This is a genomic window from Imbroritus primus (genome assembly GCF_964332355.1).
In the GTDB taxonomy this organism is placed as follows: Bacteria; Pseudomonadota; Gammaproteobacteria; order Burkholderiales; family Burkholderiaceae; genus Imbroritus; species Imbroritus primus.
In genome coordinates this window covers 3048729-3071951 of record NZ_OZ201293.1, presented here as the reverse complement: position 1 = coordinate 3071951, position 23223 = coordinate 3048729, and the positions used below count along the sequence as shown (strand labels likewise).

At 64.3% G+C, this 23223-nt stretch carries 22 protein-coding genes; 12 read left to right on the top strand and 10 right to left on the bottom strand.

The genetic code is table 11. From position 1 onward, the window contains the following. Positions 1-80 precede the first annotated feature (80 nt). Positions 81-590: a PIN domain-containing protein gene (locus ACQ3C8_RS14180; protein WP_261660797.1), complete on the bottom strand. Its 510-nt coding sequence runs from the start codon at positions 588-590 to the stop codon at positions 81-83. Continuing rightward, positions 571-1650, bottom strand: coding sequence for a helix-turn-helix domain-containing protein (locus ACQ3C8_RS14175; RefSeq protein ID WP_087778994.1), 1080 nt, complete (start codon positions 1648-1650; stop codon positions 571-573). The genes ACQ3C8_RS14180 and ACQ3C8_RS14175 overlap by 20 nt, the downstream gene beginning before the upstream one ends. A gap of 251 nt (positions 1651-1901) precedes the next feature. Here ACQ3C8_RS14175 and ACQ3C8_RS14170 point away from each other — a divergent pair, with 251 nt between their 5' ends. Then, a complete protein-coding gene (locus ACQ3C8_RS14170; protein ID WP_174782225.1) occupies positions 1902-3017 on the top strand; it encodes a Fic family protein in 1116 nt (371 codons plus the stop codon). Here ACQ3C8_RS14170 and ACQ3C8_RS14165 read toward each other — a convergent pair. Next, on the bottom strand, positions 2999-3565 hold the full coding sequence (locus tag ACQ3C8_RS14165; RefSeq protein WP_198951288.1) for a helix-turn-helix domain-containing protein: 567 nt from the start codon (positions 3563-3565) through the stop codon (positions 2999-3001). The two genes, ACQ3C8_RS14170 and ACQ3C8_RS14165, sit on opposite strands and share 19 nt — an antisense overlap. Then, positions 3549-3911, bottom strand: coding sequence for a helix-turn-helix transcriptional regulator (locus tag ACQ3C8_RS14160; protein WP_087778990.1), 363 nt, complete (start codon positions 3909-3911; stop codon positions 3549-3551). Before ACQ3C8_RS14160 ends, ACQ3C8_RS14165 begins: the two co-directional genes overlap by 17 nt. Positions 3912-4361: 450 nt before the next feature. Here ACQ3C8_RS14160 and ACQ3C8_RS14155 point away from each other — a divergent pair, with 450 nt between their 5' ends. Beyond that, complete coding sequence (locus ACQ3C8_RS14155) at positions 4362-5645, top strand: sensor domain-containing diguanylate cyclase (RefSeq protein WP_428851898.1); 1284 nt, start codon at positions 4362-4364, stop codon at positions 5643-5645. A 6-nt stretch (positions 5646-5651) separates the two neighbouring features. On the opposite strand, the gene ACQ3C8_RS14150 is transcribed toward ACQ3C8_RS14155, so the two are convergent. Both ACQ3C8_RS14150 and ACQ3C8_RS14145 read right to left on the bottom strand, forming a co-directional pair. After that, positions 5652-6338 (bottom strand): EAL domain-containing protein, encoded by a 687-nt coding sequence (locus ACQ3C8_RS14150; protein WP_428851897.1) that lies wholly within the window; start codon positions 6336-6338, stop codon positions 5652-5654. A gap of 209 nt (positions 6339-6547) precedes the next feature. Then, positions 6548-7906 (bottom strand): MBL fold metallo-hydrolase RNA specificity domain-containing protein, encoded by a 1359-nt coding sequence (locus ACQ3C8_RS14145; RefSeq protein WP_428853094.1) that lies wholly within the window; start codon positions 7904-7906, stop codon positions 6548-6550. 301 nt (positions 7907-8207) lie between these two features. On the opposite strand from ACQ3C8_RS14145, the gene ACQ3C8_RS14140 reads away from it, so the two are divergent. Further along, entirely contained in the window at positions 8208-9758 is a 1551-nt protein-coding gene (locus ACQ3C8_RS14140; protein ID WP_428851896.1) for an FAD/NAD(P)-binding protein, read from the top strand. A gap of 95 nt (positions 9759-9853) precedes the next feature. Here ACQ3C8_RS14140 and ACQ3C8_RS14135 read toward each other — a convergent pair whose 3' ends face one another. Next, positions 9854-10804 (bottom strand): LysR substrate-binding domain-containing protein, encoded by a 951-nt coding sequence (locus ACQ3C8_RS14135; protein WP_428851895.1) that lies wholly within the window; start codon positions 10802-10804, stop codon positions 9854-9856. 518 nt (positions 10805-11322) lie between these two features. Between ACQ3C8_RS14135 and ACQ3C8_RS14130 the strand changes: the two genes are divergently transcribed. From ACQ3C8_RS14130 to ACQ3C8_RS14110, 5 genes are all read left to right on the top strand, one after another. Beyond that, positions 11323-12729: an amidase gene (locus tag ACQ3C8_RS14130; RefSeq protein ID WP_428851894.1), complete on the top strand. Its 1407-nt coding sequence runs from the start codon at positions 11323-11325 to the stop codon at positions 12727-12729. Positions 12730-12782: 53 nt separating this feature from the next. Next, positions 12783-13787, top strand: a complete 1005-nt coding sequence (locus ACQ3C8_RS14125; RefSeq protein ID WP_428851893.1) for a Bug family tripartite tricarboxylate transporter substrate binding protein — start codon at positions 12783-12785, stop codon at positions 13785-13787. A 222-nt stretch (positions 13788-14009) separates the two neighbouring features. Continuing rightward, positions 14010-14627: an OmpW/AlkL family protein gene (locus tag ACQ3C8_RS14120; protein WP_428853093.1), complete on the top strand. Its 618-nt coding sequence runs from the start codon at positions 14010-14012 to the stop codon at positions 14625-14627. Positions 14628-14809: 182 nt separating this feature from the next. Next, on the top strand, positions 14810-15403 hold the full coding sequence (locus ACQ3C8_RS14115; protein ID WP_428851892.1) for a 3'-5' exonuclease: 594 nt from the start codon (positions 14810-14812) through the stop codon (positions 15401-15403). 125 nt (positions 15404-15528) lie between these two features. After that, a complete protein-coding gene (locus ACQ3C8_RS14110; protein WP_009522878.1) occupies positions 15529-16920 on the top strand; it encodes a diguanylate cyclase in 1392 nt (463 codons plus the stop codon). Positions 16921-17033: 113 nt separating this feature from the next. On the opposite strand, the gene ACQ3C8_RS14105 is transcribed toward ACQ3C8_RS14110, so the two are convergent. Next, entirely contained in the window at positions 17034-17381 is a 348-nt protein-coding gene (locus ACQ3C8_RS14105) for an antibiotic biosynthesis monooxygenase family protein (protein WP_009522879.1), read from the bottom strand. Between the two features lie 190 nt (positions 17382-17571). Here ACQ3C8_RS14105 and ACQ3C8_RS14100 point away from each other — a divergent pair, with 190 nt between their 5' ends. Further along, on the top strand, positions 17572-18843 hold the full coding sequence (locus tag ACQ3C8_RS14100; protein ID WP_009522880.1) for an O-acetylhomoserine aminocarboxypropyltransferase/cysteine synthase family protein: 1272 nt from the start codon (positions 17572-17574) through the stop codon (positions 18841-18843). A gap of 7 nt (positions 18844-18850) precedes the next feature. Here ACQ3C8_RS14100 and ACQ3C8_RS14095 read toward each other — a convergent pair whose 3' ends face one another. Then, positions 18851-19462: a lipocalin family protein gene (locus ACQ3C8_RS14095; RefSeq protein WP_428851891.1), complete on the bottom strand. Its 612-nt coding sequence runs from the start codon at positions 19460-19462 to the stop codon at positions 18851-18853. 267 nt (positions 19463-19729) lie between these two features. Between ACQ3C8_RS14095 and ada the strand changes: the two genes are divergently transcribed. From ada to ACQ3C8_RS14080, 3 genes are all read left to right on the top strand, one after another. Then, positions 19730-20893 (top strand): bifunctional DNA-binding transcriptional regulator/O6-methylguanine-DNA methyltransferase Ada, encoded by a 1164-nt coding sequence (ada, locus tag ACQ3C8_RS14090; RefSeq protein ID WP_428851890.1) that lies wholly within the window; start codon positions 19730-19732, stop codon positions 20891-20893. Next, positions 20890-21543, top strand: a complete 654-nt coding sequence (alkB, locus tag ACQ3C8_RS14085; RefSeq protein WP_428851889.1) for a DNA oxidative demethylase AlkB — start codon at positions 20890-20892, stop codon at positions 21541-21543. The genes ada and alkB overlap by 4 nt, the downstream gene beginning before the upstream one ends. A 137-nt stretch (positions 21544-21680) precedes the next feature. Then, positions 21681-22247: a cysteine dioxygenase gene (locus ACQ3C8_RS14080; RefSeq protein WP_428851888.1), complete on the top strand. Its 567-nt coding sequence runs from the start codon at positions 21681-21683 to the stop codon at positions 22245-22247. A gap of 27 nt (positions 22248-22274) precedes the next feature. Here the strand turns inward: ACQ3C8_RS14080 and ACQ3C8_RS14075 are convergent, their stop codons facing one another. Next, positions 22275-23162 (bottom strand): LysR family transcriptional regulator, encoded by an 888-nt coding sequence (locus ACQ3C8_RS14075; RefSeq protein ID WP_428851887.1) that lies wholly within the window; start codon positions 23160-23162, stop codon positions 22275-22277. Between the last annotated feature and the right edge of the window lie 61 nt (positions 23163-23223).

The following is a 23223-nucleotide window of genomic DNA, read 5'->3' as shown; positions in this document are numbered from 1 at the left end:
TGGTCTCCATGGAAGGTCCGTATGGAGACCGCCACTGACCGTGGCGAAGGGGACGAAGCGGCTGCCTTATGAAGGGGTGGTCAACGCAACGCGTTCAGCATCTTTTCGGCTTCTGGCCAGGGCAATCGACGCTTGCCCAACTTCATTCTGTCGAGCGCCTTGAAGGCGTCGTCGACCGTCAGCAATTGGTTTTCAATCATGGCGCACAGCAGCCCGATGGTGCCCATGACGTTGACCTGCTCCTTGCTGGCGACAACCCGCAAATTGGTGTCGCCCGTCAGCAGGGTGCAGGCCTCCTGCTTCGCAAGCGCCAGTGCCAAGTAGTCGTTGTGACTGGGCTTGGGGCCGTTTTTCGCCGGAAGCAGATGGTTGTGCTGGCCTGGCAATTGCTGGGCATACGCTACGAAGTCGCCGCTGACCTCCATGATCTGCAAGCCCAGGTCTTCAAGGCCCGGGCTGCCTGGCTCAATTTCTTCGTAGTACAGCAGGTCGGGGATGCCGAACTGCATCGGAAGCTGAAAGAGCGTATCCATCAACGCTCCTGCTTCCATGTCGATCAAGATGTTGGCATCACTGATGAGCAACCGCATCCGATGACTCCAACTGGCGTTCTTTGTGGAAGCGCATCATCGGGATGCCCAGCAGTTCCGCCGCCTTGCCCTCCGAAATGTATTGTTCGGCCAAGGCGCGGTACACCAACTGATCAAACAGTCGTGGATGCTCTTGCGGCAGCGGATCGCCCGGCTCGTTCTTGCGCCAGCCCTTTGCCGAAAACCGCTTGACCATCGAAAGGTGGGCGGCCTCGGTGATCACGCCACACTGTTTGGCGCGCTGCAGCCATCCGGACATCGATAGGCCAAATTCATGTTTGAGCACATAGAGCTCTTGCCATTCCAGCGCATGGCGTTGCTCCCCGAGCAACTGAAGTACTGCGACACGCGGGGCCAAGAATGCACCAGCGAAACGGTCGCAGGCTTTCTCTTCGTCGATGCCGTCAGCCAGTCGTCCTTCGAGCAGCAGGTGCCCCAGTTCATGCGCAAGGGTGAACCGTTGGCGATCACCGGGCCAGCGCTTGGAGACAGCCACGACCGGATACTCCCGGCCATCTTCGGTTCGCGCCTTGGCCGTCAAGCCAGAGAACCCAGGATTCCCTTCATCGACCACGATGACCAGCAGGCCAAGCCCTTCGAGGGTGTCGGTGAGGTCAGCAATCGGGTTCATGCCCAACAGCCAAGCGTTGCGAACCGTATCCGAGAACCCGTCGATCTCATCCAACGAAGCGACGTGTTCAGGCAGGTTAGCGGGAGGTGCAAACGCCGGGAACGGTAGTTCGGGAAAGGCACCGAGCAACTCCACGCGTTTTTCCACCAACTCGACGACCTTAATCTTCAGCGCATCCTGCGCCGTCTTGCCAAAGGTCGAGAGCTTGCGGAACTCGGGCTGCAGCAGTTCGACTGTATGCGTGCGGAAGAAGTACTCGGTCCGGATGCCGCAGGCACGGGCCAGCTTGAGCAGCTGAGACGATGAGGGGGTCAGAAGACCCTTCTCGTACTTCTGGATGGCGGTGTGAGAAACACCCACCTGTTCACCCAAGGCACCCAGGGTCAGACCTGCCGCCAATCGTGCTTGACGAATGCGATCTGCAATCATGACGCCTCCTTGGGTTTAGTTTAAAACGACCAATATTCTACCAAATTTTTAAACCAAAGAGAATCCCACGCCTCCAAGGCGGCAGCGACGTCACCCGTGGGCGACCACTTCCATGCTGGGACGCATCACGTTGAGAATCAGGAACATCTGGCACGACGCGCTCGACCGATGCGGCGATTGGCATCTTCATTCTCCGCACTTTGTGCGGTTAATCTCTTGCCTTTGCGGCGAATAAGGTGTTTAATCTCCGCATGGACAGCGGAGAAAAACTCTACATCTGGCAGGCCGAAGACTGGCCCAACTGGCGCTACGACCTGTCGGTGCTCACTGGGCCGTTGACCGAGGTCAGCCGCGCCCAGGGCGTGCTGCTGGGCCGTCTGGCCGACGTGGGCATGACGCTGCGCGATCAGGCCAGCCTCGCCGCGCTGACCGAGGACGTGGTCAAGACCAGCGAAATCGAAGGGGAAGTGCTGAACGTCGAATCGGTGCGTTCCTCGATTGCTCGCCGTCTGGGCGTGGACATTGGCGCGGTCGCCCCGGTGGATCGGCACATCGAAGGCGTCGTGGAGATGGTGCTCGACGCTACTTCGCGCGCCGCCTTCCCACTGACCGCCGAGCGCCTGTTCGGCTGGCACGCGGCCCTGTTCCCAACCGGGTACTCGGGCATGAACAGGCTCACCGTGGGGCATTGGCGCGACGATGCGGCCGGGCCGATGCAGGTGGTTTCCGGTCCGGTGGGGCGGCGCAAGGTTCACTTCCAGGCACCGCCCGCCGACGTGCTGCCCACCGAGACGGCGCGGTTTTTGGCATGGGCCAACGAGGAAACGGGCGAGCCCGCACTCATCAAGGCCGGGCTGGCGCATCTGTGGTTCGTGACGCTGCACCCCTTCGACGACGGCAACGGCCGCATCGCCCGCGCCGTGGGCGACCTGTTCCTGGCGCGCGCCGATGGCAGCCCGCAACGCTTCTACAGCCTGTCGGCCCAGATCCAGCGCGAGCGCCGCGACTACTATGACGTGCTGGAGCGCACGCAGAAGGGCACGCTCGACGCCACCGGCTGGCTGTCGTGGTTTCTCGGCACACTCGGGCGCGCGGTCGCCAGCGCGCAGTCCACGCTGGACGCCGTGCTAGTCAAAGCACGCTTCTGGCAACGCTGGGCGGGCCTGTCGTTGAACGAGCGGCAAGTGAAACTGCTCAACCGCCTGCTCGACGGCTTCGAGGGCAAGCTCACGAGCAGCAAGTGGGCCGCCATCGCCAAGTGCTCGCCAGACACCGCGCTGCGCGACATCACGCAGTTGCTGGACCAAGGCGTGTTGAAAAAATCACCGGGCGGCGGGCGCAGCACCGGCTACGAGCTGGCGGACTGAAGTGCATCGACGGACGTGCCCGCATCGCTGCGGCACGGACGCAGGTGGTGCACCTCCCAGCAGAAGACTTCTTCGATACTGAAACGGATGACGCCACCGCTGGTTAGGATGTAGCAAGGAATGCCACGTCGCTGGCGTTCCTGATCCTGTTGAAACCAGTAGACAGGTAGTCCAGTGATGTCGGCCACGGCCTTGCACGAGTAGAAAATCTGGTCACGCCGAGCGGGCCGCTGCTGCATCATCTGCTCGATGGCGTCTTCACGCGCTGTGGGCGAAGATTCGGACAGGGCGCGTCCCGCACTGGATTTCCATGTCACCCGCGCCTTGCGCTCGAAGGCCTCGACTTCCATCAGGAGGTAGCGGACAGACCTGTTGATGTGCCATGCGGGCGGGCCGATGCCTTCCGAGCGCCAGCGTTGCAGCGTCTTGGGCGAGAGGTTCCACCTCGAGCACAGCTGCGTTTCGTTAAGCACAGGATACTTGATGGGCGGTTCATCAGGGCCGGCGGAGCCGGCGCGACGGGCAGTGGCGTCAGCCTTGGGTTTCATCGTGCGCCTCCGTCAGGGCGGCCTCAGCCGCTGCAAGGCTGCCGTACTGCGCGATGAGCGCGAAGGCCTCGTTCAGGTAGTACCGCTTTGACTCCGATGCAGCGGGCGCGGGAGGTTCGACGACCGGCGGGTCGGCGATCAATGGCGGCAGGGCTGCGTCGGCGGGCATTCCCTGACGGCTCGCCTGTTCATAGGCGACAATTTCATCCACCGGATAGCGGATGGCCTTGGAGAGCTTGATGTATGGTGGGCCGACGCCATCGCTGCGCCAGCGTTGAAGGGTCGCGGCGCTGACGTTCCAGCGTAGTGCCAGCTCGGTTTCGGTGAAAGCGGGTTCGGTCAACATGGGCTCCTTTCGTCGTTCGTGCTGGGCATTACGGCGACGAATGCGAAGGAAGCCAAGTTGCAGGCTCGGAAGTGTCCGGCATTGGCGGCGACTGCGAGTGCCAATCGGCCTCTCGAAACTTCCGGCCGTGGGCATACGCGGGGGCGCGAAATCCTTCCCCGGAATCGCGCGAAGGTCGCGCGGTTTCCGACCGGGGACGAAGCCCGCAGAGACCGCGGGTTTCGTTTCTTGTTGAACTACGCCACCACAATCTGTTCTGACATGTTCCGTTGGAATCCTGGAATCCCTAGACGCCGCGTGCTCGGGGGTCTTGGATTTCCTTAGAGTCCGGCGCATCCATGGCAGTGCGCATCGGTGCGGTTGTCTGCCGACGCGCGGCGCCGAATGCGAGGCAGCTTTGTCGCCTGGCGACCCTCTCTACTACGGCACTGTGCCGTGCGGCTACCTCTAGTGACCTCTTCCGTTTTGCCTGTCCCCGCCCATGCACCCGATCAGCTAGGCTTGCTGGAGGCTGCGGTGACGCAGGCGTTCAATGCTGTGGTCATCACGAGTGCTGTGCTCGAGGGCGATGGTCCTCTCATCGTGTACTGCAATCCGGCGTTCTGTGTCATGACCGGTTATACAGCTGCGGAGTTACTCGGCAAATCTCCACGTATGTTGCAGGGACCGCTGACAGATCGAGACGTACTGGCGACCCTGCGTGACTGTCTGTATAGCGGCCAGTATTTTCAGGGTTCGACATTCAATTACCGAAAGGACGGCAGTACCTACCTGGTGGAGTGGAACATCTCTCCTGTGCTCGATGCGCAGGGGAAGATTCAGGCCTTTGTTTCGGTACAACGGGACATCACCGCAAAGGTGCGGGCGGAGCAGCGCCAAGCGTTGCTGGCCCGGGCACTGGACGCTACCCCGGATGCCGTATTGATTGCAGACCAGCAGGCCAATATCCTCTTCGTCAATCAGGCCTTTGAACATCTGACCGGCTACAGCAGTGCCGAAGTGCTGGGGTGTGCCCCACGCTTTCTGCAGTCTGGACAGCATCCACCGGCCTTCTATCAGCAGCTGCGCGACGCGTTGGGACACGGGGAGAGTTTCCAGGCTACCTTTGCCAGCCGCCACAAGGATGGGCGGCTTTACCATATCGCGCAGACCATCACGCCGCTGAAAGACCAGACGGGCGTCGTCCAGCACTACGTCAGCGTTGGCAGGGATGTGACAGAGCTGATCGCGCGGACTAGAGAGTTGCGTCAACAGGCCCACCACGATGCCTTGACCGGCCTTCTTAATCGCCGCGCGGGGGAAAAGCAGCTACAACTGTGTCAGCAGGCGGCCCAGGCTGAACATCGAGTTTATTCTCTGATCATGGGAGACATCGATGAGTTCAAGCAGATTAATGATCGTTTTGGTCATGAGGTAGGCGACCGGATACTGCAACATTGCGCAAAGTTGCTAAGCGCATCGGTGCGCAGTGACGATGCCATCGCACGCTGGGGTGGAGAAGAGTTCCTGATCGTGCTACCGGGTTGTCCGCGAGATGCCGCGCAGGAGCTGGCCGAACATATTCGCACAGCCTTGGCGGCGCATGAAGACGCCATCGTGGGGCGCGTCACCATGTCGCTTGGCGTCGCTACATGGCGGCAGCCTGAAGACAGCACTGAACTATTGCGCCGCACGGACCAGGCGCTCTACCTGGCAAAGCAGAGCGGTCGTAACCAGGTGGCTGTGGCGCCCTGAGGCCTTTCAGTCTGCTGGCCAGCTCACCGTGGGAAGCTGCTCGAAGGCGGGTCGTGCGAACAAATAACCCTGGAAATAGTGCACCCCTAACGCACGCAGCGAACGGTATTCGGCGTGCGTCTCGACGCCCTCGGCGATTACGTCGATCGACAGCGCCTGGCACACCCCCAGGATGCCTTGTACGATGGCATGGCGTACGGGACTGGTATCAATCTGGCGCACCAATGCCATATCCAGCTTGATGATGTCCGGCTGGAAGTCGGCTAGCAGGTTAAGCCCGGAATAGCCGGCGCCAAAATCGTCGATGGCTGTCTTGAAGCCACGCCGCCGATATTCCTGCATGATGCGTTTGAGGTGGTCCTTGTCGACCACGCGCTCATTCTCCGTGATCTCAAAAATCAGCTGGCTCGTTGGGAACCTGTGCTGCTGCGCAGCTTCGAGCGTCGTTCGGATGCAGGCGGCAGGCTCGTAGACGGCATTCGGCAGAAAATTAATGCTGACGTAGCTGTCAATGCCCAGTTGAGCGGCCAGACTGACAGCCTTGACCCGGCAAGTCTGATCAAACTGGTAACGGTTGTCGTCATTGATCTGGCTGAGAATCTCCGCAGCACCAGAGCCATCGATGCCACGCACCAAGGCCTCGTAGGCAAAAATCTCGCGGTTGCGGACATCCACGATCGGCTGAAAAGCCATGCTAAATGCCAGTTGAAACGGCGGACGATCCTGGCAGCCTTTGCACGGTGCGGACGAGGATGGAGTTTGAGGGAGCATTTCGCATATTACCGTACATCCATTGCTTGGCGCGAAGAGCCCAGAGTGTGGCGCGCCTCGAGCGATCTGCGGGGATGCAGTCATGATTCCCGGATCTCCGCGCTCTGGCGGATTCCGTCGCTTCAAGCGACTTATAGGTGTAATTCCCGCCCCTGCAACGGCACCGACGCTTCCCACCCCAACTCCCGCAAAATCCGCTCGCGCAGCGCCTCCGACGCCTCCGGTTCGCCATGCACGATGAACACGCGTTGCGGTGCTTTGGTAAAGCCGGCGAGCCAGCGCATCAGCTCGTCGCTGTCGGCATGGGCGGAGAGCATGGGGAGCTCTGCGACTTCGGCGTTGACACGAATCCACTGGCCAAACATTTTCACCTCGCGCGCACCGTCCAGCAACTTGCGGCCGCGCGTGCCGGCGGCCTGAAAGCCGGAGAACAGCAGCGTATTGCGGTGATCCGAGGCGTACGCGGCAATGTGGTGCAGGACGCGTCCGCCGGTGGCCATGCCGCTGGCCGAGATGATGACCTTAGGGTAACGGTTGGCCGACAGCGCTTTCGATTCCTCGACGTCCCGCACATAGGTCACGGCATCGCAGGCGGCTTCGTAGTCGTGGGCGGCGAGCTTGTGGTCGTGCTGGTGCGTTTGCAGGAGTTCTGTGGCACTGGTGGCCATCGGGCTGTCGAGGTAGATCGGAACGTTGCGCAGCCTGCCGCGCTGGCGCAGCAGCCACAGGCTATGGATCAGCAACTGGGCACGGCCGACGGCGAAGGCCGGGATGACGATGGTGCCGCCACGTTGTACGGTGCGTTCGATGATGCCGCCCAGTGCCTCGACGGGGTCCGCGCGATCATGTTGGCGATTGCCGTAGGTGGATTCGATAACCACGTAGTCGGCATCGGGCACGGCTTCCGGGTCGTGCATTACCTGATCGTCATAGCGCCCGAGATCGCCGGAAAATACGATACGCTTGCCGCCGATGTCGATCTGCGCGGTAGCGGCTCCCAGAATATGGCCGGCACGCCGCAGCAGGAGGGTCGCGCCGCCCGGCAGTTCGATCTCCTGATGGAACGGGGCGGGCCGGAATTGCTTCAGCGCGCGTTCGGCGTCCGGCACTGTATATAGCGGAAGGGCGGGCTTGTGCTTGGAGAAGCCTTTGCGATTGGCAAATTCGGCGTCCTTTTCCTGCAGCCAGGCGCTGTCGAGCAGAATCAGCTCGGCGACATCGCGCGTGGCCGGGGTGGCAAAGATCTTGCCACGAAAGCCATCGAGCACCAGGCGCGGGAGGTAACCGCAGTGATCGAGGTGGGCGTGGGTCAGCACCACCGCATCGATGTCGCGCGGTGGAATGGCGAGTGGCTGCCAGTTGAGCTCGCGCAGGTTCTTCAATCCCTGGAAGAGGCCGCAGTCGACGAGGATGCGGGTGTCACCGCAGGTCAGGAGATGCTTGGAGCCGGTGACAGTGCCGGCGCCGCCGAGGCAGGTCAAGGAGAGCATGGTGTCGTGATCCCGAGTAGAGGGCAGGACACTGTCCGCGCTGTGCATCCGGGGGGACGTGTACCCGCTGGGAAACATGATACGGCGGTTGTCTCCGATCCGGTAGCATGCCGCGCGTCGCAAGGGCTGTCTGGAAAAAACTCGGGGCGTCAATAAGGGCGAAGATGAAGGAACGGGCGTGCCTGCGTGGCAGTCGGCCCTCGCGTGCGTGCCGCTGGCGGCCGTGCTATGTTGCGCCATCTGTGCGCAAGAGGGGCCGTATCGGGTCTCGTCTTGCGACGCTTTGACATCCAGGTGAAGCATGAGCAATCAACCCTATTCCCGCGCGCCATCCGATTTCCTCGATGCTGGCGGCACCCGTCCGCGGGTCATCGTCGTCGGTGGCGGGGTAAGCGGCGTGTCCTGCGCGGTGCAGCTGAGCCGCCGCAGCGACCTGCCGCTCGACATCGTCATTGTCGAGCCTAGCGCTGCGCTGGGGCGTGGCCTGGCCTATGCGGCCATCGACGACGATCATCGGCTGAACGGCCCGCTGCCGGCGCATGCGGTGGATCCGTGTTGTCCGGATGAACTGCTCGACTGGTGCCGCAGCACGGGTGTGCTGGCGGCCGATCCGGATGCGACGCTGCCGAGCGGCCATGTGTTCCTGAGGCGTCGCGACTTTGGCAAGTATGTCGGCGAGCTGGCGGCGCGCGAGGCGTGCAATGCCGTTACCGGCTCAACCATCGCGCATCGGCGCGACCATGCGCTCGGCGCCACGCCGCGTGACGACGGTTCGGTCGACGTGGCGCTGGCCGACGGGGCGACGCTGCGCGCGGACATGCTGATCATCGCCACCGGCAATGCACCGCCGCGATTGTTGCCGCCGTTTCGCCCCGAACACGCGGCGCATCCCCGCATCATCGCCAATCCGCTCAACACGCCGCGGCTGGCTGAGGTGCCGCGCGATGCGCGCGTGCTGGTGGTGGGCACCGGCCTGACGGCGCTTGATGTGCTGTCGACGCTGGTTCGGCAGGGCCATACGGGCGCGATCATGGCGGTATCGCGGCGCGGGTTGCGGCCCCAGCCGCAACCGCCGGCGATCTGCGGTGAGACACCCGTGGAGTCCGATGGCCTGCGGCCACTCGACCGCGTGATGGCTGAGTTGCCGCCGTTCATCCAGGCGCTCGGGCCGGCTTACCGGTTGGCCGATGTGTCGCGTGCCCTGCGTGCGGAAATCCGCAAGGCCAAGGCGACGGGTGGTGATTGGTATGCGCCGTTCGATCTGGTGCGCGATGCAGTCTGGCGTATCTGGCCGACGATCCCGCTCGCGGACAAGCAGCGCTTCCTGCGCCGCATGCGCGCCTGGTACGACGTGCATCGCTTCCGTTCGCCGCCGCCCAATGACCGGATGGTGCGTCAGGCGGAAGCCACGGGCCTGGTAACGTTTGCCCGGGCGCGCCTCGACCGGGTCGATGCACCGAGCGGTGCGGGGCCGATCATGGTGCAACTGACATCGGATGCGGGTGTGACAACCCGGCCTTTCGACATGGTCATCAACTGCACGGGCCTGGATGCCACGAGCGGTTACCAGCGCAATCCGTTCCTTGCTTCCCTGGTGGCGCAGGAGACGCTGGTGCCCGACGGCTCGGGAATGGGCTTCGCGGTGACGGCGACTTGCCGGGCGGTGACGCCCACCGGCGCGAGCCCGAACATCCGCGTGGTCGGTCCGCCGTCGGCGGGCAGCCATGGCGATCCGCTGGGCGTGATCTACATCGTCGCGCAGATCCACCGCATCGTGCCGGATATCCTGCAGACCCTGAAGACTGGTCATGCTGCTGGCGTCCGTGCTGCGGATGCCATGACGGCATCCTGACTACCTTATCGTCCGGGTAGGACGCCCGGTGCAGCGCACGCACCGGGATAGGCGCGAGACACCAGTCGGCCGAATGTTGCACGCAGCGAGTCGCTTCACCGTCCTGCCAGCCGGGGCTTTGGTACCGGCACACTGCGCCGCCGGCCGCCCATGTCTTCGATCAGGAATTCCGCAAAGGCCCGTACGGCCGGCGATAGCTTGCGTCCGGCCATTGCCTGCAATTGCAGCGCGCGCTGCTGCATGGCCGAGGTGGCGATCGGCACCAGTACGCGGCGTTCGGCGCGCTGGTTGTTGCGTACCGCCAGTGAGCCGGTCAGGTACACCACATCCGCGTAGGCCTGGTATCCCACCAGCGCGCTCAGCGAGTTGCTGGTGAGCAGGATGCGCGGCTGCAGGCCTTCCACGCCACAGGCCAGATCGAACAGCCGGCGCACGAAATTGTCGGGCGTGGGCGCCACCAGCGGATAGGCGGCGACTTCACGCAGCGTGGCGCGCTTGAGTGCGGCGAGCGGATGCTTGCGGTCCACATAGGCGTAGATCGGCGCGATCTCGGAGTAGAGCACCTCGATGCCGTCCTGTGGTGCGACCACGAATGCCAGAGCGATATCGACCGCGCCGTCGCGCACCATCTGCGTGGCATGGTCCGGGGCGCAGACCTCCAGCACGAAATCGACACCCGGATGGCGGCGCTGGAACAGCGCCATGGTGTAGGGCATGTAGTCGCGCGCAAAGCCATCGGTGCAGGCGATGCGCACGGTACTGTGGTCGAGATTGCCCGCGCCCTGCAGCTCGGCCTGCAACGTCTGCGCCTCGAGAAAGGCGCGCCGCCCGTACTGCTGCACTACCCGCCCTGCCTCGGTCAGGCGCATGCCGCGTGACTCGCGTTCGAACAGGGTGACACCGAGATCGGCTTCCAGCCGTGCCACCTGCCGGCTGATGGCGGATACGGCGACATGCAGGTTGGCCGAGGCGGCGCTCAGCGATCCGGATTGGGCCACTTCAAGAAAATAAGCCAGTGGAACGGCGTGGATCGTGGTCAGTTTCATGTCGGTGCAAGCGGGTTGGGTTGCGGCATGGCAAGGGGCGCGACCGTACGGCATTCGCACGACGATCACATGACCGGACCGGAGCAGTCGCCACCAACACACGCGGGATGCGGCGCGGCCGGTGTCGCGGTACGCAGGTTCCCAGTCACGCGCGTTGTCCGGTAGGGGCTCGATCGCAGGACTGCAGGCCTGCTCGGCGGCGCACCTCTGCCTGCAGAATATTAAGACAAAGTCAGAGAATCGTTGCTGATTTTAGAAAGCTGCTTTCTCGTGGTGTTGACCATCCATGGTGCACAAATGCGCTGTCCATGCCATTTACCGCATGCAAATCCCGGTTTTGATGCTGTGGCGAGGAAGATCATGCGCACGGCTGCGCGCGTGCCGTGCACAAACGCACCGCAACATGCACCAGAAACTGTTGGGCTTTGCACACGGCGTCTGGCGCACGGGTGCGGCACGCCTGTCCGGGAGCGATATGGTTACGTCCACGATTCAATTTCTTGCAGGACCCGTGCTGTATGGAAGACCTTTGCTATCTCAGCGCCACGGCGATGGTGCAGGCCGTGCGCGACCGCCGCCTCAGCGTGCGCGAGCTGACGGCCGCACATGTGGCGCGTGCCGAACGGATCAATCCGGCGATCAATGCGATCGTCACCGATACCTACGCGCAAGCCCTGGCCGAGGCCGATGCCATGGATGCGGCACTGGCGCGCGGCGCGACACCTGGCGCGTTGTGCGGCGTGCCGGTGGCGCACAAGGATTCCTTTCTGACCGCAGGCGTGCGGACCACATTCGGCTCGGCGGTCTATCGCGACAACGTGCCGACGCAAGACAGCACGGTGGTGGCGCGCCAGAAGGCCGCAGGCGCCATCACGCTCGGCAAGACGAACCTGCCAGAGTTTGGCGCGGGTTCGCATACCTTCAACGCCGTGTTCGGGGTCACGCGCAATCCGTATCGTCGCGATGTTTCGGCCGGTGGCAGTAGCGGCGGCGGCTCGGCGGCGCTCGCGGCTGGCCTGGTCGCGCTGGCGGACGGGACTGACATGGGCGGTTCGCTGCGCAATCCGGCCAGCTTCTGCAATATCGTGGGGCTGCGTCCCTCGCTGGGGCGCGTGCCGATGACGCCCAGTGGATTCGCATTCAACACCATGACGGTCGGCGGCCCGATGGCGCGGACCGTGGCCGATGTGGCGCTCATGCTGTCGGTGCTGGCCGATGCCGCGCCGGGCGATCCGTTTGCCATTCCAGCCGCGCCGGCGGAGTTCTCGCCGCTCGCGCCGGTCGATTGCAAGGGGCTGCGCATCGCCGTCAGCCCGACGCTGGGCGGCCTGCCGTTCGAGCCGGCGGTTCAGCTGGCGCTCCAGGACGCCGTGCGCCATTGCGAGGCGCTCGGCTGTGTCATCGATGAGGCCGAGCCGGATTTCAGCGGTGCGGACCATGCCTTCGAAGTCATGCGTGCACTGGCTTTCGCCACCAACTATGGCAAGGTGCGCAGCGAGCAGGGCGAGCTGATGAAGGACACGGTGCGCTGGAACATCGACCTCGGCCTGAACCAGAGCGGCCTCGCCATCATCGAAGCCGAACGCGCGCGCAACCAGATGTTCCTGCGCATGCAAGCCTTGCTGCGTGACTACGATTTTCTGATTGCGCCAGTCTCGCAGGTCGTGCCCTTCAATGTAGCAATGGAATACCCGGCCAGCATCGCAGGCGTCGACATGCCGCACTACATCGGCTGGATGCGGTCCTGCTACCGCCTCACCGTCACCGGCCATCCGGCCATTTCCGTGCCCTGTTCATTCACTGACGACGGCCTTCCGGTTGGCGTGCAGATCGTCGGCCGCTATCGCGACGAACGCCGCTTGCTCGAGTTCGCGCAGATGTTCGAACAGGCCAATCCGGCCGGGCAGCGACGACCCGTGCTGTAGAGCCGGGTGATCTGCCGGCTCGTTCTATGACATCTCTCAGGGGGAACAACCATATGACTGAAAAACGTTGTGCTGTGGGTTTCAAGTGGCGGTTGGGCATGGTGGCGGGCGCCTTGGCCTCGCTCGCCTGGACCGGTATGTCGTCTGCGCAGGCCCAGCCGTTTCCGGACAAGCCGGTGCGCCTGGTGGTGCCGTTTACCCCGGGAGGCTCGACCGACGTGCTTGGACGACTGGTGGCCCGCAAGCTCAGCGAAGTGCTGGGACAGTCGGTGGTGGTCGAGAACAAGCCTGGTGCCGGCACCATCGTCGGCGCGGACTTTGTCGCCAAGTCGGCGCCAGATGGCTACACGCTGCTGCTGAGCGGCAACAGCACCTTCTCGGTGAATGCCGTCACCTATTCGCGCCTGCCGTATGACCCGATCAAGAGCTTCGATGCCATCGGCTACGTCGGCTCCACGGCCCTGATCCTGCTGGCCAATCCGGCGGTCAAGGCCAGCACGCTGCCGCAGCTCGTGGAAGAGGTGAAGGCCAAGCCGGGCGGCATGTCCTATGGTTCGTTCGGTGCGGGCACCACCTCGCAGTTCGCCGGCGAGATGATCAAGGCCGCCACCGGCATGGACCTGCTGCACGTGCCGTACAAGGGCAGCTCGCCCGCCATGTCGGACCTGATCGGCAACCAGATCCCGCTGACGGTCGATACCGTGGTGGCCGCCGTGCCCCAGGTCAAGGCCGGCAAGGTTAAGGCACTGGCCGTGACCAGCGCGACCCGCTCGCAGCTGCTACCGCAGGTGCCGACCGTGGCGGAAAGCGGCTACCCGAGCGTGGTGTTCTCCACCACCTTCGTGATCGTCGCACCCAAGGGCGTGCCGGTGCCGGTCCGCCAGACGCTCGAAGCCGCCGTCGCCACGGCCATGAAAGATGCCAAGCTGCAGCAGGGCATGATTGCCAACGGCTTCGAGCCGGAGTATGCGCCGGCCTCGGAGTACCGGCCGCGCGTGATGGCGGATATCGACCGGCTGCGGAAGATTGCCCAGGCCGCGAACATCCGCGCCGACTGATCCCGGTATACCGAACCAGGGGGCGGTCGAGGGGCGGTGACGAAGAGGGGAAGACACACAGGCTCACCCTACGGTTCCGTCCCCAAGGCCGCAGCCCGCGTGGCTGCTTGATCTCCGTCAAATCGCCGCCACCCGGCGCTTGATCCCGGTCAATATGCGCGGCAGGTGCGCCCGTTAATATCCCTACAACAATAAGGGAATTAACGGGAGTGCCCAATGCTGATGAAAAACACGATTGCTGTTGCCCTGGCCGCGCTTGGCCTGTTGTCTGCTGCCGGTGCAGCGCATGCGGACGAAAGTCCATGGATGGTGCGGGCCCGCGCCGTCTACCTCGATTTCCATAACGGCCAGGCCGACGGCCTGCCGCTGGGCGGCACCACGCGCGTGGATGCCAAGAGCCGCTGGATTCCGGAAGTCGACATCAGCTACTTCTTTACGCCGAACATTGCCGCGGAACTGGTACTGACCACGCCGCAAAGCATCGATATCCATGTCGGCGGCGCCAAGGAGGGCAAGATCCGCGCGCTGCCGCCGTCGCTGCTGGTGCAGTATCACTTCACGCAGTTCGGGTCCTTCAAGCCGTATCTCGGCGCGGGCGTGAACTACACGCTGTTCTCCAAGCGCAGCAATATCCTGAATGGCGCGGCTTCGGTCGATCGCTCGAGCGTGGGCTTCGTGGCGCAGGCTGGCTTCGACTACATGATTGACAAGCACTGGGGTGTCAACGTCGATGTGAAGTACGTGCAGATGAATACCGATGTGCGGGTTGGCGGCGCCAAGGTCGGCAAGATCGACCTGAATCCGGTGACGGCCGGCATTGGCGTGACGTACCGCTTCTGAGATCTGGCTCCAGGGTGTAGACCCGGGTGCGGCAACCCCGCCCCCAGCTTCGGCTCCGGGGTTGCCCATGCAGTTTGTCATGGCACGGAAGTCGTGCCGGTCACGGCGGTTGAAGGCGGAGGTCCACTGCTGGCAAGATGGACGCGATACCATGCTGGTGTGCCCGCCTACTCCGCCTGACCATGCCAGAAACCGCTCCTTTCGTCGTTCCTTCCCCCGACGCAGTTTTTCCGCCTTTCGCGGGGCTGACGCTGGCGCAGACCCATGTTCCGGCGACGGCCGCCGCCTGCGAGGCTGCGGCCCAGGCGTTGCGCCAGGCCGGCATCGTTGGCTTCGATACCGAGACACGTCCAGTCTTTACCAAGGGCGTCGATGCCGGCGGGCCGCACCTCGTGCAGTTCGCAACCCCCGATGCCGCCTACCTGTTCCAGTTGCATCATCCCGCCGCGCCGCCGGTGGTGCGCGCACTGCTGCAGGATGCCGGCTTGCTCAAGGTCGGCTTCGGCCTGCGGGAAGACCGGCGGCAAATTGCCGCACGCCTGGGGATCGAGGCCGAGTCGCTGGTCGATCTGTCGACCCATTTTCGCCAGCACGGCATGCGCCGCGATGTGGGTGTGGTCACGGCCGTGGCCATGGTGTTGCAGCAGGCTTTCCAGAAATCCAAGCGCATCTCGACGTCGAACTGGGCGGCGGAACGACTGCGCCCGAATCAGCTGCTGTATGCAGCGAATGATGCCTATGCCGCGCTGATGGTGTACCGCGCCCTGCATAAATAACGTCCGGAGGCGGGCGCGGCCCTTGCCAGTCCGATGGGATTCATTAGACTGTCGGATTTGCCCGGCATCCCGGCCATCAGGCCAGGATGCGGAGGGCTCGATAGTCGCGGCAACAGGATCGTGCAATGAAGAATTCTCCCTCGGAACAGATGGTGCGGGACTGGGCCGCCGTGGTGGCACAGTATGCACCCTCGACGCGGGCCCGGGTGCGTGCCCTGGCCCAGCAGCATCAGCATGCGCTCGCAAGCCGTTTTTACGACAGCCTGCTCAGCGACGCCGCTGCTTCGCAACTTGTCTCGCACGAGCAGGTGCAGGTGCGTCTGCATGCCTCCATGATGCGCTGGATCACCGACGTGTTTGCCGATCCGGAAGATATTGCACCCCAGGCATTGGTCGAGCGGCAGATCCGCATCGGCGAGGTTCACGCACGAATCGACGTGCCAGTGCATCTCGTGTTGCGCGGGGCGCGCAGTCTCAAGCAGGGTTTCTATGCCTTGCTTGGCGCCGAGGATGAAAGCCGGAACGATGGCGCAGCCGTGCAACTGGTCACCCAAACCATCGACCTGGCCATGGAAATCATGAGCCAGACCTATGCGCATTCGCATGAGCGCAGCGCGCGTGCCGACGAGGCCTATCGCCTGCTATCGATGGTGCAGAACGCCTCGATGGAGCGCGAGCGCCAGCGCGCTGCGCTGCTCGACTGGGAAAGCGCGGTGATGTACGAGATCGCGGTCGGAGAGGCGGCGCGCCTGCCGCGCATGGCGGCCAGCGAGTTCGGCCTGTGGTTCCGCCACAAAGGCGTCCATGCCTTTCAGGGCACCAGCGAAGCCGAAGCGATTCTCGCGGCCATCGCGCATGTGGACGAGGTGGTCCAGCCGGCGCTCGAAGCCGCGCAGGATGTCGAAGAGCGCCAGCGGCAGGCGCGCGAACTGCGCGATCATGCGCGGCGCATGGCGCTGGATCTCGACACGCTGTTCCAGAAGGCCAACGAGCTCGAAGGCGGGCGCGATGTGCTCACCAGCCTGCTGAACCGCAAGTTCCTGCCCGTGGTGCTGAGCAAAGAGGTGGCTTATGCACGCGAGCGCAACAGCCAGTTCGCCGTCATCGCCATCGACATCGATCATTTCAAGCAGGTCAATGATGTGCACGGGCACGAGGCCGGCGACATGGTGCTGCAGCAGTTCGCGGCGCTCCTCAGCGATAGCGTGCGCGGCGGCGACTACCTGTTCCGCCTGGGCGGCGAGGAATTCCTGATGCTGTCCGTGGATGTCGACGAGGCGCGTGCGGTGGCCGCCGCCGAGCGCCTGCGGGCGCGCATCGCCGCCGAAGTCTTCCGCCTGCCGCGAGATCGCACCATGACGTTGACCATCAGCATCGGTCTCGCCATGCACGACGGCCATCCGGATTACCAGCGCACCCTGCGCCGTGCCGACGTGGCGCTCTACGCCGCCAAGCAGCGCGGCAGGAATTGCCTTGTGGTGGCAGATCAGGTGGCAGACAAGGTAACGGCCGGCTGACCGGGCTCAGGGGGGATTCCGGCATGCAGCGCGGCGGTTTTCGCCCGGCCACGCGGCTGCGGACTGCGCTGGCTTTGCGGTAGGGCCGGCGCTCGTTTTTTTGACGCTACCTCTCAGGCGTCGTGCGCGCGCCGCGAGTCATCCGGCGCCTGTGCGCGCTCGTGCATGCCGTAGTCGCGCACGACCGTGGCAATGCGCAGCCGGTAGCCGGCAAATACCCCGTTGCGTCCCCGCGCCTGCGCCCGCCGGTGCATGTCCAGGTTGCGCCAGGCCTGTACCGCTGCTTCATCGCGGAAGAACGAGAGCGACAGGATCTTGCCCGGCTGGGTCAGGCTCTCGAAGCGTTCGACCGAAATGAAGCCATCGATCTGCTCCAGTTCGGGACGCAGCGTGGCGGCAATATCGAGATAGGTCTGGCGTTGGCCCGGATGGGGTTCGACCTCGAAGATCACGGCGATCATGGCGTCTCCTGTATATCGTTCTCTGTCTGCGGGGCGGGGCTGGCTATCGGCCCACTATAGCCCAACTGGCCGGCGTCCGGCGCATTGGGTGGGCCTCTCTGGCTTTCCACACCTGACTGCTCCACAATGGCGGCTTGCGCGCCTTCCGAGCGTGCGTGACTGGCAATCGCAGACAGAGGAGATGTGTGCCGTGAAATTCGAAACCATTGCCGTGCATGGCGGCTATGCCCCCGACCCGACCACCAAGTCCGTCGCCGTACCGATCTACCAGACCGCGTCGTACGCCTTCGATGACACGCAGCACGGCGCCGACCTGTTCGACCTCAAGGTCGCCGGCAACATCTACACGCGCATCATGAATCCCACCACCGCCGTGCTCGAGCAGCGGCTCGCGCAGCTCGAGGGCGGGGTCGGCGCACTGGCCGTGGCTTCAGGCATGGCGGCGATCAGCTACGCCATCCAGACGATCGCGGAAAGCGGCGACAATATCGTCTCGTCCTCGACCTTGTATGGCGGCACCTACAACCTGCTGGCGCACACGCTGCCACAGCTTGGCATCGAAGCGCGCTTTGCCGATCCGGCCAAGCCGGAAAGCTTCGAGGCGCTGATCGACGACCGCACCAAGGCGGTGTTCTGCGAGTCCATCGGCAACCCGCTTGGCAACGTCACCGACTTCAAGAAGCTCGCGGACATCGCGCATCGCCATGGCGTGCCGCTGATTGTCGACAACACCGTGCCGAGCCCGTACCTGTGCCGTCCGTTCGAACACGGTGCGGACATCGTCGTGCATTCGCTGACCAAATACCTGGGCGGACACGGCAACTCCATCGGCGGGGCCATCGTCGACTCCGGCAAGTTCCCGTGGGCGCAGCACAAGGCGCGCTTCCGCCGCCTCAACGAGCCGGATGTGAGCTACCACGGCGTGGTATACACGGAAGCGCTCGGTGAAGCCGCTTTCATCGGCCGCGCGCGCGTCGTGCCGCTGCGCAATATGGGCGCGGCGCTGAGCCCGTTCAACGCTTTTCTGATCCTGCAGGGCATCGAAACCGTGGCGCTGCGCATGGACCGCATCTGCGACAACACGCTGGCGGTCGCGCGCTATCTGGCAGGCCACGCCAAGGTCAAGTGGGTCAACTACGCCGGCTTGCCGGAGCATGCCGACCACGCGCTGGTGCAGCGCTACATGGGCGGCCGCGCCTCTGGCATCCTCACGTTCGGCGTGCAGGGCGGCCGCGACGGCGGCGCGCGCTTCCAGGACGCGCTGCAACTGATCACGCGCCTCGTGAACATCGGCGATGCCAAGTCGCTGGCCTGCCATCCGGCTTCCACCACGCACCGCCAGCTGTCGCCGGAAGAACTGGTGAAAGCCGGCGTCACCGAGGACACGGTGCGCCTGTCGATCGGCATCGAGCATATCGATGACCTGATCGCCGATCTCGAGCAGGCGCTCGCGGCGGTCTGAAGCCGGGTCAGCGCGGCGTCTGGCTCTCCGGGGCCGCCGCCGCGCCGGCGAACTGCAAGCCGTCCACCGGGTAGCCCAGGGATCGCGCGCGCTCTACCAGTTGTTGCGTGGTGGCTTGGTCGAGCGCGGGATCGCGGGCCAGGATCCACAGGTATTTGCGGTCCCGGGTGCCAACCAGCGACCAGGTGTAATCGTCGGCCAGCGCCAGGATCCAGTAGTCGCCCCAGCCGATGCCCAGCGCCCGCAGCCAGGCAGGCGCGAAGCTCACGCGCAGTTGGCCGGGATGCTCGGCTGACGCCGGCTCGCCGATGCCGTCGGCATCCAGCGCCTCGCCGTTGTCCGTCTGGCAGCGGTTGTGCACCTGCAGGCGGCCATCGTCGCGCAGCGTGTAGGTCGCCTGTGCCGGGCCGGCGCAGCGGCGCTGGAACCACGAGGGCATGCGCGCGATCTCGTGCCACACGCCCGCATAGCGCGTCAGGTCGAGCGCCGGAATGGTGGGTAAGTCAGTTTCGGCCTGCCGGCTGGCGGCGTAGACGTTGCTGGCCATCGCTACGGCAGCGGCGGTCGCTACTATCGTCGTGGCGAGCAGAACGGGGCGTGCAAGGCGTTTGGGGAGCATCCGGATTTCCTCGTGACACGGTGTAAATTGGATGGTGTGTGCGATGCGCCATCAATGCAAGCGGGACATTGCCGGCAGCTTGATCCGCATCAGCATCGTAGCGGCGCCGCTTGAGCGGCTTCGATCTGTTTCGATCTGTTTCGAGCGCCAATGATTTCGACTGCCAATTCGTCAACGAATTCAACCGCAAGCAGCGGAGTGCAGGCCGGCGCCTCGCACGCTAGAGTGTTTCAAAACGGGCCCGTTCGCCTGTGCCGGAAATCTGCCATGAACCCGACTTCCACCCAGCGGCGTCACGCCGCTGCCGCCGCAGCCACTGAAGCCGATCCACGCTGGCCGCGCGTCGTTAACCGCGACGCCAGCGCCGACGGGACCTTCTGGTATGCCGTCAGCACCACCGGCGTATATTGCCGGCCGTCTTGCGGCGCGCGGCTCGCGCGGCCGGAACATGTGCGCTTCTACGCCAGCCGCGAGGCAGCCGAGCAGGACGGTTTCCGCCCGTGCAAGCGGTGCCGTCCGGATGCCCAGGCACGGTCGCAGCAGCAGGCCGAGGCCATCGTGCGGGCCTGCCGGCATATCGAGCAGGCCGAGGCGGTGCCCTCGCTGCAAGCGCTGGCGCACGAGGCTGGCATGAGTCGTTTCCATTTCCACCGCCTGTTCAAGGCCATGGTCGGCCTGACGCCGCGCGCCTATGCGCAGGCGTGGCGTAGCGGCCGCATACGTGCCGCGTTGCAGGACGAGGGCTCGGTGTTGGCCGCGGTGTACGCAGCGGGTTACGCCTCGACCGGGCGCTTCTATGCCGACAGCGATGCCGTGCTGGGCATGACGCCGACGCGCTTTCGGCAGGGCGGGACCGACACGCAGATCCGCTTCGCCATCGCTGCGAGTGCGCTCGGTGCGCTGCTCGTCGCGCAGAGTACGCGCGGCATCTGCGCAATCGCGTTGGGTGACGATGCGGACCAGTTGGCGCGCGATCTGCAGGATCGGTTTCCGCAGGCCATGCTGGTCGGCGACGATCCGGATTTTGCGCGCACTGTGGCGCAGGTCGTGGGTTTCGTCGAGATGCCCGCACTGGGCCTCGACCTGCCGCTCGATATTCGCGGCACAGCCTTCCAGCAGCGTGTGTGGCAAGCCTTGCGCGAAGTGCCGGCCGGTGAGACTGTGAGCTATACCGAACTGGCGCAGCGGCTCGGGGTACCGCGCGCGGTGCGGGCCGTGGCCAGTGCCTGTGCCGCCAATACGCTGGCGGTGGCCGTGCCCTGCCATCGCGTGGTGCGGCAGGATGGCAGCCTGTCCGGCTACCGCTGGGGTGTGGAGCGCAAGCGTGCGTTGATCGACCGGGAGGCACGTGGAGCCGTGGCGAGCGGCGGGGATGATGTTGCCGGTCTCGATGAGATTCGTCAGGCCGTAGCCGTGAAGGCCGGTACATGATCGAAGATCTGTTCGCGGCACAGGATGCGGCGCAGCCGTGGACCGAATCCATTGATCCCGGCGCGGTGGTGCTGCGCGGCTTTGCCTTGGCGCAGGCGCCCGCATTGCTGGCGACGGTCGCGGACATCGCTGCCGTTGCGCCGTTTCGCCACATGCTCACACCTGGCGGGCTCGCCATGTCGGCCGCCATGACCAACTGCGGTCAGCTCGGCTGGGTCAGCGATGCGCACGGCTACCGCTACGCACCGGTCGATCCGCTGAGCGGCGCACCGTGGCCGGCCTTGCCACCGGGCTGGCTGGCGTTGGCCCGCGAGGCCGCGGCAACGGCGGGCTTTGCCGGCTTCGTGCCAGATGCCTGCCTGATCAATCGCTATGCGCCGGGCGCACGCATGTCGCTGCATCAGGACCGCAACGAGCGCGACATGACGCAACCCATCGTCTCCGTGTCGCTTGGCCTTCCGGTGATCTTTCAGTTCGGCGGCATGCAGCGCAGCGAGCGCCCGCGGCGCGTGCCATTGATGCATGGAGATGTGGTGGTGTGGGGCGGTCCTGCGCGGCTGCGTTATCACGGCGTGCTCGCGCTCAAGGACGATGTGCATCCGCTGACCGGAAATTGCCGCATCAACCTGACTTTCCGCAAGGCCGGCTAGCCGCAGTCCCACGTCACATATCCCACGGATTGGGACGAATGCGCCTGCAAGCCGCATGAATGCTGGCTCCGCGCTGCAGCCGCCAGCGAACTGCGCTATGCTGTTTGCTGGAGACAACCAGAGAGAACAAGATCATCATGACACTTCCCTCACGCCTGCAGCAGTTCGTCACCCAGTTCGAGCGCGTCATCGACAGTGCCGGTGGCGATGAAGAAACCATCCTCGCACAGGGCCGCCCGTTGCTCGGCGACCTGATCGGCACCGACGATTGGCTGCCCGAGGAATTCGCCAAGCCGCATCCCCAGTACTACCAGCAGTACCTGCTGTACTGCGATCCGCAGGAGCGTTTCTCGGTCATCAGTTTTGTCTGGGGGCCCGGGCAGAAGACACCGGTGCATGATCACAAGGTGTGGGCCCTGATTGGCATGATGCGCGGCTCGGAGCGCGGTGAACGCTTTGCCGTGCCAACGCCGGGCCAGCCGATGCAATGCATTGGCGACGATCGTCTCGAGCCGGGTGATATCGATTGCGTATCGCCGCGCCTGGGCGACATCCATCGCGTGTCCAACATCTACGACGATCGCGTCTCGATCAGCATCCACGTGTACGGCGGCAACATCGGCCGCATCGAACGGCATGTGTACGACCAGGCGACGGGTACACCCAAGTCCTTCATCTCGGGCTATTCCAACGCCACTGCCTGAACGGCGTGACGCGTCCGCATGGACGCGTCACAGCAGGTAGGGCTGCATCGCCTGCTTGAGCGTGGTCACGAAATTCTGCATCAGCAGCGAACGCGGGCGGTAGGCCGGAAACATCAGGCCCACGTCGAACCGGATGGCGGGCTGGAAGGGGCGCGCGACAATGCCGCGTCCCTCGTAGACCTTGGCGCTGACCGGATCGACGATCGACACGCCGCCGCCTGACGCGACCATCGCGCAGGCCGGTGCGAACAGCTGTACCTCGGCGCGGACATTCAGTTTCGCGCCTGCCTCCTCGAACGCATCGGCAATCCGGAAGTAGGTCATGTGATCGCCGTTGAGCGAGATGAAGGGCACTTCATTGAGATCCTGGGGCGTGATGACTTTCTTGCGCGCCAAGGGATGGCCTTCCGGCATCACGCACACGCAGCGCATCTGCAGCGGTTCCACCTCGATGGCCGGATCGTCCACCGGCAGTTCGGCAATGCCGAGGTCGAAATACTGTGCCGCGATCCACTCGCGCACGCGCATCGAGGAGCGAATCTGCAGCGACACCTTGATATCCGGCTTGTCTGCCTGGAACCGCGCCAGCACGCGCGGCATGAAGTCGAGCGCCAGCCCCGGCATGCAGGCGATGCGCAGCTGCCCTGCGGCGAGCTGACGCAGGTCGCGCGCCATTTCTTCCATGCGCCGGAAGCTGGCGATGGTGCGCTCTGCTTCCTCCGCCATGCGGTCCGCCTCCAGCGTCGGCACAAGCCGTCCCTTCACGCGTTCGAACAGCTTGAAGCCGACCTCTTTCTCCAGCGTGGCAATCAGGCTGCTCACCGCTGGCTGCGTCACGCCGAGAATTTCGGCGGCCTGGGTGGTGGTGCCGGAAGAAATGACGGCGCGCAGGGCCATCAGTTGACGGATATGCATAAGCGTCTCTCGTGTGCATGAAAACGGGACATCAGGCTGCATCGCGGTGCATGAAAATGCA